At 61.9% G+C, this 12,545-nt stretch carries 12 protein-coding genes; 5 read left to right on the forward strand and 7 right to left on the reverse strand.

Annotated features, from left to right (window positions below):
- Window positions 1-68: 68 nt before the first annotated feature.
- Both FEM01_RS08925 and FEM01_RS08930 read right to left on the reverse strand, forming a co-directional pair.
- Window positions 69-266, reverse strand: coding sequence for a YbdD/YjiX family protein (locus FEM01_RS08925; protein WP_027595234.1), 198 nt, complete (start codon window positions 264-266; stop codon window positions 69-71).
- 13 nt (window positions 267-279) lie between these two features.
- The gene (locus tag FEM01_RS08930) at window positions 280-2,346 is read right to left on the reverse strand and encodes a carbon starvation CstA family protein (RefSeq protein WP_138219057.1); all 2,067 of its coding nucleotides are present in this window, start codon (window positions 2,344-2,346) and stop codon (window positions 280-282) included.
- A 165-nt stretch (window positions 2,347-2,511) separates the two neighbouring features.
- Here FEM01_RS08930 and FEM01_RS08935 point away from each other — a divergent pair, with 165 nt between their 5' ends.
- Window positions 2,512-2,880 carry a PilZ domain-containing protein gene (locus tag FEM01_RS08935; protein ID WP_138219058.1) on the forward strand — a complete coding sequence of 123 codons (369 nt, stop codon included), beginning with the start codon at window positions 2,512-2,514 and terminating at the stop codon, window positions 2,878-2,880.
- A gap of 263 nt (window positions 2,881-3,143) precedes the next feature.
- Window positions 3,144-4,661 carry a nucleobase:cation symporter-2 family protein gene (locus tag FEM01_RS08940; protein ID WP_138219059.1) on the forward strand — a complete coding sequence of 506 codons (1,518 nt, stop codon included), beginning with the start codon at window positions 3,144-3,146 and terminating at the stop codon, window positions 4,659-4,661.
- A 75-nt stretch (window positions 4,662-4,736) separates the two neighbouring features.
- Here FEM01_RS08940 and radA read toward each other — a convergent pair whose 3' ends face one another.
- Window positions 4,737-6,104, reverse strand: a complete 1,368-nt coding sequence (radA, locus tag FEM01_RS08945; protein ID WP_138219060.1) for a DNA repair protein RadA — start codon at window positions 6,102-6,104, stop codon at window positions 4,737-4,739.
- Between the two features lie 180 nt (window positions 6,105-6,284).
- Here radA and mscL point away from each other — a divergent pair, with 180 nt between their 5' ends.
- Complete coding sequence (gene mscL, locus FEM01_RS08950) at window positions 6,285-6,695, forward strand: large-conductance mechanosensitive channel protein MscL (protein ID WP_138219061.1); 411 nt, start codon at window positions 6,285-6,287, stop codon at window positions 6,693-6,695.
- A 152-nt stretch (window positions 6,696-6,847) separates the two neighbouring features.
- Here mscL and FEM01_RS08955 read toward each other — a convergent pair whose 3' ends face one another.
- On the reverse strand, window positions 6,848-7,624 hold the full coding sequence (locus FEM01_RS08955) for a ferredoxin--NADP reductase (RefSeq protein WP_138219062.1): 777 nt from the start codon (window positions 7,622-7,624) through the stop codon (window positions 6,848-6,850).
- A gap of 214 nt (window positions 7,625-7,838) precedes the next feature.
- On the opposite strand from FEM01_RS08955, the gene FEM01_RS08960 reads away from it, so the two are divergent.
- Both FEM01_RS08960 and FEM01_RS08965 read left to right on the forward strand, forming a co-directional pair.
- Window positions 7,839-8,543, forward strand: a complete 705-nt coding sequence (locus FEM01_RS08960) for an autoinducer binding domain-containing protein (protein WP_138219063.1) — start codon at window positions 7,839-7,841, stop codon at window positions 8,541-8,543.
- Window positions 8,544-8,640: 97 nt separating this feature from the next.
- Entirely contained in the window at window positions 8,641-9,765 is a 1,125-nt protein-coding gene (locus FEM01_RS08965; RefSeq protein ID WP_138219064.1) for a methyltransferase, read from the forward strand.
- A 104-nt stretch (window positions 9,766-9,869) separates the two neighbouring features.
- Here FEM01_RS08965 and FEM01_RS08970 read toward each other — a convergent pair whose 3' ends face one another.
- Genes FEM01_RS08970 through FEM01_RS08980 form a run of 3 tightly spaced genes read right to left on the reverse strand, consistent with a single transcriptional unit; the run spans window position 9,870 to window position 12,467 of the window.
- Window positions 9,870-10,010 carry a DUF2474 domain-containing protein gene (locus tag FEM01_RS08970; RefSeq protein ID WP_138219065.1) on the reverse strand — a complete coding sequence of 47 codons (141 nt, stop codon included), beginning with the start codon at window positions 10,008-10,010 and terminating at the stop codon, window positions 9,870-9,872.
- Between the two features lie 11 nt (window positions 10,011-10,021).
- Window positions 10,022-11,029: a cytochrome d ubiquinol oxidase subunit II gene (gene cydB, locus FEM01_RS08975; protein ID WP_138219066.1), complete on the reverse strand. Its 1,008-nt coding sequence runs from the start codon at window positions 11,027-11,029 to the stop codon at window positions 10,022-10,024.
- 1 nt (window position 11,030) lies between these two features.
- The gene (locus tag FEM01_RS08980; RefSeq protein ID WP_138219067.1) at window positions 11,031-12,467 is read right to left on the reverse strand and encodes a cytochrome ubiquinol oxidase subunit I; all 1,437 of its coding nucleotides are present in this window, start codon (window positions 12,465-12,467) and stop codon (window positions 11,031-11,033) included.
- Between the last annotated feature and the right edge of the window lie 78 nt (window positions 12,468-12,545).

Below are 12,545 nucleotides of genomic sequence, written 5' to 3' on the forward strand. Positions count from 1 at the left end.
AGGTCTCCTGAAAACGAAAGTGGGAGCCCGGTTGCCCGGGCTCCCACTGGATCACATCTGTCGCGAGTTCAACAGCACTTGGGCCCGGACTTGCCACCGTAACGCGCTTCTTGTCGTTCGCGGAAGAACGCTTCGTAGCTCATCACCGGCTTGTCCGGGTGTTTGTTCTGCATGTGCTCGACATAGTTGTCGTAGTCGGGCATCCCGACCATCAGGCGGGCTGCCTGCCCCAGGTATTTACCCAGTCGACCCAGGTCGTTGAACATCGTGGCAGTCCTCTCAAGCGTCAGGCAAAGCCTGGAACGGGGTTTCTTTGTCGCTGCGTTCCTTGCGGCCGAGGGCGGCGAGGCCGACCTTGACGGCGAAGAACAGCACGCTGAACACCACCACCAGGAACAGCACGGTCAGGCCGGCGTTGGTGTAGGCGTTGAAGATCACATGCTGCATCTGCCCGATGTCCTTGGCCGGCGCAAGAACCTGGCCGGCATCTAGCGCGGTGCTGTACTTCTTGGCCAGGGCCAGGAAGCCAACGGCTGGGTTCGGGTCGAACAGCTTGATCAGGCCTGCGGTGGTGGTGCAGATCAACAGCCACACAGCCGGCAGCAGGGTGACCCAGACATAGCGCTGACGCTTCATCTTGATCAGTACCACGGTACCCAGCATCAGCGCGATACCGGCCAGCATCTGGTTGGAGATGCCAAACAGCGGCCACAGGGTATTGATACCGCCCAACGGATCGATCACGCCCTGGTACAGCAGGTAGCCCCACAGCGCCACGCAACCTGCGGTGCCGATCAGGTTGGCGGTCCACGACTCGGTGCGTTTGAGCGCCGGTACGAAGCTGCCCAGCAGGTCTTGCAGCATGAAGCGTCCGGCACGGGTACCGGCGTCCACGGCGGTGAGGATGAACAGGGCTTCGAACAGAATCGCGAAGTGGTACCAGAAGGCCATGGTGTTCTCACCCGGCAGCACCTGATGCAGGATCTGCGCGATACCGACCGCCAGCGTCGGAGCACCACCGGCACGCGCCAGGATGGTGTGCTCGCCGATATCACGGGCGGTGGCCTCAAGCTGCTCGGGGGTAATCATGAAGCCCCAGCTGCTGACGGTTTGCGCCACCGAAGCGACATCTGCGCCGACCACAGCGGCGGGGCTGTTCATGGCGAAGTACACGCCCGGTTCGATCACCGACGCGGCGACCATGGCCATGATCGCGACGAACGACTCCATCAACATACCGCCGTAACCGATGTAACGGGCGTTGGTTTCGTTGTCCAGCAGCTTCGGCGTGGTCCCCGAGGAGATCAGCGCGTGGAAGCCAGACACCGCACCGCAGGCGATGGTGATGAACAGGAACGGGAACAGGGTGCCTTTCCAGACCGGGCCGGAGCCATCGGTGAACTGGGTCAGCGCCGGCATCTTAAGCTCAGGCGCGATGATCAGGATGCCGATCGCCAGGCCCACGATGGTGCCGATCTTGAGGAAGGTCGAGAGGTAGTCACGCGGCGCCAGTACCAGCCATACCGGCAGCACGGCGGCGACGAAGCCATAGCCCACGAGCATCCAGGTGATCTGTACGCCGGTGAAGGTGAACGCCGGGCCCCAGACCGGATCTGCGGCGATTTGGCCACCCAGCCAGATCGACAGCAGCAGCAGGACCACGCCGATGACCGAGATCTCGCCGATGCGGCCCGGGCGGATGAAGCGCATGTAGATGCCCATGAACATCGCGATCGGGATGGTCGCCATCACCGTGAACATGCCCCATGGGCTCTCGGCCAGGGCCTTGACCACGATCAGCGCCAGCACCGCGAGGATGATGATCATGATCAGGAAGCAACCGAACAGGGCGATGGTGCCGGGAATGCGGCCCATCTCCTCGCGCACCATGTCTCCCAGGGAGCGACCGTTGCGTCGGGTGGAGAGGAACAGGACCATGAAGTCCTGCACCGCACCGGCCAGCACCACGCCTGCGATCAGCCACAACGTACCGGGCAGGTAGCCCATCTGCGCAGCGAGTACCGGGCCTACGAGCGGGCCGGCGCCGGCGATGGCGGCGAAGTGGTGACCGAAGAGGATGTGCTTGTTGGTCGGGACGTAGTCCAGGCCATCGTTGTTGAGTACCGCAGGCGTGGCCCGACGGGGGTCGAGCTGCATGACCTTGGTGGCGATGAACAGGCTGTAGTAGCGATAGGCGACCAAGTAGATGGCCACTGCCGCAACCACGATCCACAAGGCGTTGATCGCCTCGCCGCGACGCAGGGCGACCACACCCAGCGCGCAGGCCCCTATGACTGCCAGCGCCAGCCACGGAATGTGGCGTAGCAGGCTATTATTGTTGTTCATGGTTTACTTCCAGCTGGTGGATTGGAAAGACCGCCCATCGAGTCTAGGGCGTGTCATCGCGCATTGCCACACTTGCTTTGGTCTAGAGCCTCTGCGGCCAGATTGCGTTACCTGCTACAGCGACATCACCCACTCTAGTCAGGTTGAACCCCCGAGGACTTTTGCATGAGCGACCACGACGAACGCCGCCGTTTCCAGCGCATCGCCTTCGATGCTCCCACCGAACTGCGCCAGGGCGAACGCAGCTGGCCGGTAAAGCTGCTCGACCTGTCACTCAAAGGCTTGCTCATAGAACGCCCCTCCCCCTGGGACGCCGACCTGTCACAGGACTTCGAGGCCACCATCCGTCTCAACGACAAGAAGACCCTGGTGCACATGCAGGTGGAGCTTCGCCACGAAGAGCCCACGCGCCTTGGCTTCATCTGTCTTTATATCGATGTCGATTCGATGACTCATTTGCACCGTTTGGTGGAACTGAACGTGGGCGACAGCACCGAAATGATGCGCGAACTGCGGGAATTGATCGAAGATTGAAATCTCTTAGCTTGCTAAGAAATCCTCCCCGAAGTGTTTCCTGACTACTCAGGCAGCTTATTGAGGGCTGCCTGACGTGTTGTACACACCCACCTCGTACCGAACAGACTGAGTTGGAACGCATTCTGCATCCAGGGAAAGGGTCACCTGGCGGCACTACTGTGCGCGTTACAATCAAAAACTTGTATACAATTTATATGGCAATCGGATGCACGCTTTGCCTACAGTAGTCCCACAACAATAAAACCCCGAGAGCCTGCTCCATGACTACGTCCACCAGCACGTCTCCCTCCCAACGCCCCGAGGACGAGAACCTCGGGCTTGGGGCCAACCTGGCCTACGGGCTCCAGCACGTCCTGACCATGTATGGCGGGATCGTCGCCGTCCCGCTGATCCTGGGCCAAGCCGCAGGCCTCACGCCTGCGCAAATCGGCCTACTGATCGCCGCCTCGCTGTTCGCCGGGGGCTTGGCGACGCTGCTGCAAACGCTTGGACTGCCGTTCTTCGGCTGCCAGTTGCCGCTGGTACAAGGCGTGTCGTTCGCTGGGGTGGCGACCATGGGCGCGATCATCAGCAGTGAAGGTGGCGGTGGCTTGCCGGGCGTGCTGGGGGCAGTCATGGCGGCTTCGCTGATCGGTTTGCTGATCACTCCGGTGTTCTCGCGTATCACCAAGTTCTTCCCGCCGCTGGTAACCGGTATCGTCATCACCACCATCGGCCTGACCCTCATGCCGGTGGCCGCACGCTGGGTAATGGGCGGCAACAGCGCCTCGCCGGAATTCGGCAGCGTAGCCAACATCGGCTTGGCCGCCCTGACCTTCGCCATCGTGCTGCTGCTGAGTAAGCTGGGTAGCGCGAGCATTTCGCGCCTGTCGATCCTGCTGGCGATGGTGGTCGGTACGCTGATCGCCTGGGCGCTGGGCATGGCCGATTTCAGCACGGTCAACGAAGGCCCGATGTTCGCCTTCCCAACCCCGTTCCACTTCGGCATGCCGACCTTCCACATCGCCGCGATCCTGTCGATGTGCATCGTGATCATGGTGACTCTGGTGGAAACCTCGGCCGACATCCTCGCCGTCGGCGAAATCATCGACACCAAGGTCGACTCCAAACGCCTGGGCAACGGCCTGCGCGCCGACATGGCCTCAAGCATCCTGGCGCCGATTTTCGGCTCGTTCACGCAAAGTGCGTTCGCCCAGAACGTCGGCCTGGTGGCCGTGACCGGGGTCAAGAGCCGCTACGTGGTCGCCACCGGTGGTGTGATCCTGGTCGTGCTGGGCTTGCTGCCGATCATGGGCCGGGTCATCGCAGCGGTGCCTACGCCGGTACTCGGTGGTGCGGGCATCGTGTTGTTCGGCACAGTGGCCGCCAGCGGCATCCGTACCCTGAGCAAGGTCAGCTACAAGAACAACGTCAACCTGATCATCGTCGCCGCCTCGCTGGGCTTTGGCATGATCCCGATCGCCGCGCCGACCTTCTACCACAACTTCCCGAACTGGTTCGAAACCATCTTCCACTCCGGCATCAGCTCGGCCGCGATCATGGCGATTCTGCTGAACCTGATCTTCAACCATTTCACCGCAGGCAACTCGGACAACCAATCGGTGTTTGCGGCGGCTTACGAACGCACCATCCAGTATTCCGACATCTCCGCCCTGCGCGATGGCGACTACTTCAAGGATGGCAAGCTGTTCGACGCAGACGGCAACGAAGTCCCGGTGCTCGAACTGGACGAACATGGCAACCAAGCGCCACGGCGCAAGGCGCTAGCCGAGCATTGACCGCTGATTGAAGGGGTCACGCAGGGGAGCCGGACGCGCATCGTCGGCTCCCCTTTTTTATGCCTGACGCGCCGGTTACTCGAACAGGGCATCCAACGCCTGCTCCAGGCGCGTCACGGCAATCACCTGTAGCCCCGCTGGCGCCTCCTTGGGAGCATTGCCTTTGGGCACGATGGCCCGCTTGAAACCGTGCTTGGCCGCCTCTTTGAGGCGTTCCTGGCCGCTTGGCACAGGACGCACTTCACCCGACAGACCGATTTCGCCGAACACCAACAGACCATGCGCCAAGGGGCGGTTGCGCAGGCTCGACATCACGGCCGCCAACAGCGCCAGGTCAGAGGCGGTTTCCAGTACCTTGACACCGCCGACCACGTTGAGGAACACGTCTTGATCATGGGTAGGGATGCCGCCATGCCGGTGCAGCACCGCCAACAGCATGGCCAGTCGGTTCTGGTCCAGGCCCAAGGTCACTCGCCGAGGGTTGGCAAGGTGACTGTCGTCTACCAGCGCCTGGACCTCCACCAACATCGGACGCGTGCCTTCCCAGGTGGCCATGACGACACTGCCGGGCACCTCTTCCTGAGTGCGGTTGAGGAAAATCGCCGAAGGGTTGGAGACCTCTTTCAAGCCACGGTCGGTCATGCCGAACACCCCCAGCTCGTTGACCGCCCCGAACCGGTTCTTCACCGCCCGCAGCAGGCGCAGGCGGCCATCGGACTCCCCCTCGAAATACAGCACGGTATCGACCATGTGCTCGAGTACCCGTGGCCCTGCCAACGAGCCTTCCTTGGTGACGTGGCCAACCAGGAAGATCGCCGTGCCGCTTTGCTTGGCATAACGCACCAGCAGTGCCGTACTCTCGCGCACCTGGGCCACGCCGCCGGGGGCCGATTGCAACTGCTCGGTAAAGATGGTCTGAATCGAATCGATCACCATCACCCGGGGTTTTTCCACCCGGGCAGTGGCGATGATCGCCTCGATGCAGGTCTCGGTCATGACCTTGAGCTGCTCCTGGGGCAGGCCCAGGCGCCGCGACCGCATGGCCACCTGTTGCTGCGACTCTTCCCCGGTGACGTATAGCGCCGGCATATGCGTGGCGATGTTGCAGAGGGTCTGCAAGAGGATCGTCGACTTACCGATACCGGGGTCACCGCCAATCAGCACCACCGAGCCATCCACCAGGCCACCGCCCAACACCCGATCCAACTCGGTGCTGCTGGTGGTGAAGCGTGGAATTTCCTCGACACTGACCTCAGCCAGGGTCTTGATCTGCGCCTGCTGGCCGGCCCAGCCCGTGCGCCCGCTGGGCGCCGCGGCAGCGCCGCTCTCAACCATGGTCTCGACCAGGGTATTCCAGGCCCCGCACTCGCCACACTGGCCGGCCCATTTGGGGAAGGTCGCGCCGCACTCGGTGCAGCCATACAAGCGCTTGGCCTTGGCCATGGACGGGGTTCTCCTGGAAAAAACCGCCATTCTAGCCGAACAGCGACGTGTCCCGGATGCTTCGGGATGCGACAAAACTATTCGCGGCACAAGCAGTCAGTAGCCCTTGTAGGCAGCGCATGAAGCGTTTGAGTGGCTTACACTGCGTTAACCTTACCTTTTGTTACAAGGAAATCGAACATGGGCATGCTCAGTGAGTTCAAGGCCTTCGCGGTCAAAGGGAATGTGGTAGACATGGCGGTCGGCATCATCATCGGCGCGGCCTTCGGCAAAATCGTCTCGTCGTTCGTGGGCGATGTGGTCATGCCGCCTTTAGGCTTACTGATCGGGGGTGTAGATTTCAGCGACCTTGCCATCGTGCTCAAGGCGGCCGAAGGGGACGTGCCAGCGGTAGTGCTGGCCTATGGCAAGTTCATCCAGACCGTCATCGACTTTCTGATCGTCGCTTTTGCCATCTTCATGGGGGTCAAGGTGATCAACCGCCTCAAGCGTGAAGAGGCCGTGGCGCCGAGCGCGCCACCTGCACCGACCCCACAGGAAACCCTGCTGGCAGAGATCCGTGACCTGCTCAAGGTGCAGCAGCAGAAGTAAGCTGCAAGCTGCAAGCTGCAAGCTGCAAGCTGCAAGCTGCAAGCTGCAAGCTGCAAGCTGCAAGCTGCAAGCTGCAAGCTGCAAGAGTAAAGCCGGACCGCGTCTGTTGACCAAACGCGATCCGGCTTTTTCTTGCAGCTTAAAACTTGCAGCTACCAATAGTTCTCGACCGCCACCTGCCCTGGTCGCTTGCTCAGGCTCAGTTGCAGGTCGCGCGCCTTGAGCACCTTGCGCGTCTCGTCAATCATCTGCGGGTTGCCGCAGAGCATGATGCGCGAGTGCTCGGGCGAGAACTCAAGCCCTGCCGCCTTTTCCAGCCCACCGTTCTCGATCAGCGTGGTGATGCGCTCATTCAACGCGCCCGGATGCTGTTCCCGGGTCACCACAGGGATGAACTGCAACTTGCCTGCGAATTCGGCCAGGTACTCGCGTTGTTCCAACCCGGCGATGTCCTCAACGTAGGCCAGCTCTTTGGCTTCACGCACCGAATACACCAGCTTGATATTGTCGAAACGCTCCCAGGCCTCGAAGTCCTGCAGGATCGACATGAACGGGGCGATGCCCGTGCCGGTGGCCAGTAACCACAGATCGCGTCCACCGACGAAGCGGTCCAGGGTCAGGAAACCGAACGCCTGACGGTCGATCAGCAGCGTGTCACCTTCACCCAGGCGGCTAAGCTCGCTGGTGAACTCACCGCCTGGCACCACGATGGAAAAGAAATCCAGATACTCGTCATGCGGCGCACTGACCATCGAGTAGGCACGCCAGGCGACGCTGCCATCAGACTTGGTTACGCCCAGCCGCGCGAACTGGCCCGAGCGGAACCGAAAGCTCGGGTCGCGGGTGACACGCAGACTGAACAGGTTCGGTGTCAGGGGCTGGACATCGAGCAGGGTCTGGCGGGTGAACTTGTCGGTGCTGGCGGTCATCTGGGGCATCCTGAAAACTGATGCGCCAAGTGTCGCGCAAAGCGCCGCGGATAAAAACCGCTGGTTTGTAAGGCATCGCCGATCACTGACAAATCGCAGCCCAAAATCCTGCACGCTATAGCGAAAAACTTGGGCGCCTAGTGAGCAGGTTGCCTACACTGGGCCGAGCAGCCAGGAAAATTGGATCCACCCACCCCCACTCGGAGCTTCATCAATGACACAGTGGAACAGTGAACAACTCTTGGCATTGCTGCAGGAAACCGACCCTCAATGCCTGTTCGATCGTGCCGTGGGACTGGCCCAGTTATTGGACATGGAGTTCGTCGGCCTTAGCCTGCACCTGCACATCGCGGCTCATTCCCCTCAGATCATCCTGTACAACAATTATCCCCGGGAATGGAACGAGCACTACAAGCAGGAGCACTTGATCGGCATAGACCCAACAGTATCAAAATGCCATCAAACCACCCTCCCCGTTCTCTGGACCGACGAACTGTTCCAGGAGGTGCCGCACCTGCGTGAGGCGATTCGCAACCAAGGCATGGCCCATGGCTGGACGCAGTCGGTACACGACCTGCGCCACAACGAGAGCCAACTCAGCGTCTCGCGTCGGCTGGGCGCCATTCGGCCTGCCGAGCTGTATACCAAAAGTGCACAGGTCATGTGGCTGTGCCATACCCTGCATGCGGCACTCAGCGAACATCATCTGGCCCGCTTCAACCCAACACCGCAGCTCAGCGAACGCGAACTGGAAGTGCTCAAGTGGTCGGCCGCTGGCAAGACGGCCTCGGACGTAGCCACTATCCTCTCGTTGTCCACCAGCACCGTGAACTTCCACATCCGCAACGTAATCAGCAAAACCAACGCAGCCAACAAGGCCGGCGCCATCGCTATCGCCGCTCTGCGCGGGCTGCTCTGATAGCCCGTCCCCCGCCAGTCGCAAACCCCTGTAGAATCGCCCGCCTCAAACCTGTCGCAGCACGCGGCGCACCAGATCTGCAGCAGAGCCCCATGCCATGCCCTCGTTCAACAGCCCCTTCGCCGACCTCGACCTGATCCGCCAGCCGGAACAAGCCAACGATCCGCTGCTGGCCTTCGATGCCGCCGACCAGTACCTGCTTGAGCATCTGGCCGCTCAAGCCCTGCAGCCCAGTTGCAGGGTGCTGGTACTCAACGACAGTTTCGGCGCCCTGGCCGCGAGCCTGGCAGGCCGCCTGCAGGTCACCAGCAGCGGCGATTCGCACCTGGCGCGATTGGCCCTCGAGAAAAACCTGGTGCGCAACGGCCTGGCCTTCGATGCCGTGCCGTTCGTGCCTGCCAACGAACCTTGGCAAGGCCCGTTCGACCGCGTGCTGGTGCGCGTGCCCAAGACCCTGGCGCTGCTCGAAGAGCAACTGATCCGCCTACAGGATCAGTTGGCACCCGACGCTCAGGTGATCGCCGCAGCCATGATCAAACACCTGCCTCGGGCGGCAGGCGATTTGCTGGAAAAGTACATCGGCCCGGTACAGGCCTCGCTTGCCCAGAAAAAGGCGCGCCTGCTCACGGCCAGCGTGGCCGAGCGCCCGCCTGCGCGCTCGCCCTACCCTAGCCGTTACCGCCTGGAAGCTCCGGCACTGGAACTGGTCAACCATGCCAACGTGTTCTGCCGCGAAGGCCTGGACATCGGCACGCGAGCCTTCCTACCCCATCTGCCCCGCGACCTGGGGCGCGCCCGGGTCGCGGATCTGGGGTGCGGCAACGGCGTGCTGGCCATCGCCAGCGCCTTGGCCAACCCCGATGCCCATTACACCTTGATCGATGAGTCGTACATGGCTGTGCAGTCGGCCCGCGAGAACTGGCAAGCCGCGCTCGGCGCACGCCAGGCGGACATCCTTGCCGGGGACGGACTGGCCGGGCTGAACAAGCAGTCACTGGACGTCGTGCTGTGCAACCCGCCGTTCCACCAGCAGCAGGTGGTGGGCGACTTCCTCGCCTGGCGCATGTTCCAGCAAGCGCGCGAAGCGCTGGTGGTGGGCGGTGCGCTGTATATCGTCGGCAACCGCCACCTGGGTTACCACAGCAAGCTGGCGCGACTGTTCAGAGGCGTGGAACAGGTGGCGGCAACGCCGAAATTCGTGGTGCTCAAAGCGCGTAAATAAATGCAGGAGCGCAGGCTTTGCTGACTGCTCAGCAAAGCCTGCGCGGTGTACGGCGCAGCGAGCCCGCCGCGCACCTCATTGCCTCAGCGAACTCACGCTAACCTTCAAGGGCTACTCAACCCCGCCGCCCGCATGAACAGGCGTAGCCCGTAGGCTACTACCCCAAGCGTCGCGACGCTCAGCGCCCAGATCAGCACCAGCCAGCCCAGTCGCTGCCACAACGGCTTCTTCTGCTCGACATCCATCACCGCACCTCCTAGTGATAGCCGTCTTCAGGGGTGACCTTGCCGCGAAACACGTAGTAGCTCCAGAAGGTGTACCCGAGGATGAACGGCAGGATGAACAGCGTGCCCACCAGCATGAAGCCCTGGCTCTGCGGCGGCGCCGCAGCGTCCCAGATGCTGATAACAGGTGGAATGATGTTCGGCCACAGGCTGATCCCAAGGCCGCTGTAGCCCAGGAAGATAAGCACCAGGGTCAGCAGGAACGGGGTGTAGTGCGCATCACGTTGCACCGCACGCAGCAAGCCATAGAACGTTACCAACACCAGCAACGGCACCGGCATGAACCACAGCAGGTTAGGCATGCTGAACCAGCGCTCGGCGATCTGCGGGTAAGCAATCGGGGTCCACAGGCTGACGACACCGATCACCGCCAGCAGCACCAGCGCCAGCGGCCGGGCCATATCGTGCATCTTGCGCTGCAAGGCGCCCTCGGTCTTCATGATCAGCCAGGTGCATCCGAGCAAGGTATAAGCCACCACCAGGCCAAGACCGCAGAACAGGCTGAAAGGGGTCAGCCAGTCCAGGGTACCCCCGGCGAACTTGCGGTCGATCACCTTGAAGCCTTCCATGAAGGCTCCCAACGCCACGCCTTGGAAGAACGTCGCCACCAATGAGCCGCCGATGAACGCCTTGTCCCAGATATGCCGCTTGTGGGCGCGGGCCTTGAAGCGAAACTCGAAGGCCACGCCACGGAAGATCAGCCCCATCAGCATCAGGATCAGCGGCAGGTACAACGCCTCGAGCACCACAGAGTAGGCGAGCGGGAAGGCACCGAACAGGCCTGCCCCGCCCAGCACCAGCCACGTCTCGTTGCCGTCCCAGACCGGGGCGACGGTGTTCATCATCACATCACGGTCGGTCTCTGCCTTCACGAACGGGAAGAGCATGCCGATCCCAAGGTCGAAGCCGTCCATGACCACGTACATCATCACGCCAAAGATGATGATCACAGCCCAGATCAGCGGCAAGTCGATGCCCATCTCAGTTCTCCTTGCTCAGGCTGACAGTATCGGCCTCTTGGCCATCGTCGGCGGCGGACAATGGCCGGGCCGGCGTGCGTTTCTGCCCAGGTCCACCGGGGTTGGGCTCATCGCCCTCGCCAGTTTTCGGGCCCTTGCGTACCAGACGCATCATGTAGCCAAGCCCGGTGCCGAACAGCGCGAAGTACACCACCACGAACATCACCAGGGTGAAGCCGAGTTGGGCGTAGCTGTGGTTGGAAACGCCATCGGCGGTGCGCATCAGCCCGTACACCACCCACGGCTGGCGGCCAACCTCGGTGGTGAACCAGCCGGCGAGAATCGCCACCAGGCCGGACGGTCCCATCCACAGCGTCAGGTACAGGAACGGGCGCGAGGTGTAGAGCGTACCGCGCTTACGCAGCCACAGGCTCCAAAGCCCCACGAAGATCATCAGCAAGCCCAGCCCGACCATGACCCGGAACGACCAGAAGACAATCGTCGAGTTGGGCCGATCCTGGGGCGCAAACTCCTTCATCGCCGGGACCTGTTTGTCCAGGCTGTGGGTCAGGATCAGGCTCCCCAAGGCCGGGATCTCGACCTTGAAACGTGTGGTTTCGGCGGCCATGTCGGGGATACCGAACAAGATCAGTGGGGTCGGCTCACCCGGTACGTTCTCCCAGTGGCCTTCAATGGCGGCAATCTTCACCGGCTGGTGCTTGAGCGTATTAAGGCCATGGAAATCGCCGATGACCGCCTGGATCGGCGCAACGATCAGCGCCATCCACATGGCCATCGAGAGCATCTTGCGCACCGCTGGATTGTCACGCCCGCGCAGCAGGTGCCAGGCCGCCGAGGCACCGACGAAGAATGCTGTGGCAACGAACGCGGCGGTGGCCATGTGCATCAGCCGGTAGGGGAACGAGGGGTTGAAGATCACGGCCAGCCAGTCCACCGGGATCACCCGGCCATCGACGATCTGGTAACCCTGCGGGGTCTGCATCCAGCTGTTCGACGAGAGGATCCAGAACGTCGACACCAACGTGCCGAGGGCCACCATCACCGTGGCGAAGAAATGCAGGCCGCGACCCACTCGGTTCCAACCAAACAGCATGACCCCAAGGAAACCCGCCTCGAGGAAGAACGCGGTGAGCACCTCGTAGGTGAGCAACGGGCCGGTGACAGCCCCGGCAAAATCGGAGAAACGGCTCCAGTTGGTGCCGAACTGATAGGACATGACCAAGCCTGAGACCACGCCCATGCCGAAGTTGACGGCAAAGATCTTCGACCAGAAGTGGTACAGGTCACGGTAGGTATTGTTGCCAGTCTTCAGCCAAAGGCCTTCGAGAACCGCCAGGTAGCTCGCCAGGCCAATGGTGATGGCTGGGAACAGGATGTGAAAGGACACGGTAAAGGCGAACTGGATTCGGGCGAGCTCGAGGGCTTCTAATCCGAACATGGTGCTTCCTCTTCAGGTAATCCGGCGTCCGGGCTTGTGGCCCGATGCCCACTGCCCCCACGGATGTCGATTACGGCA

The sequence above is a fragment of the Pseudomonas mosselii genome (assembly GCF_005796105.1).
Lineage (GTDB): Bacteria > Pseudomonadota > Gammaproteobacteria > Pseudomonadales > Pseudomonadaceae > Aquipseudomonas > Aquipseudomonas mosselii_C.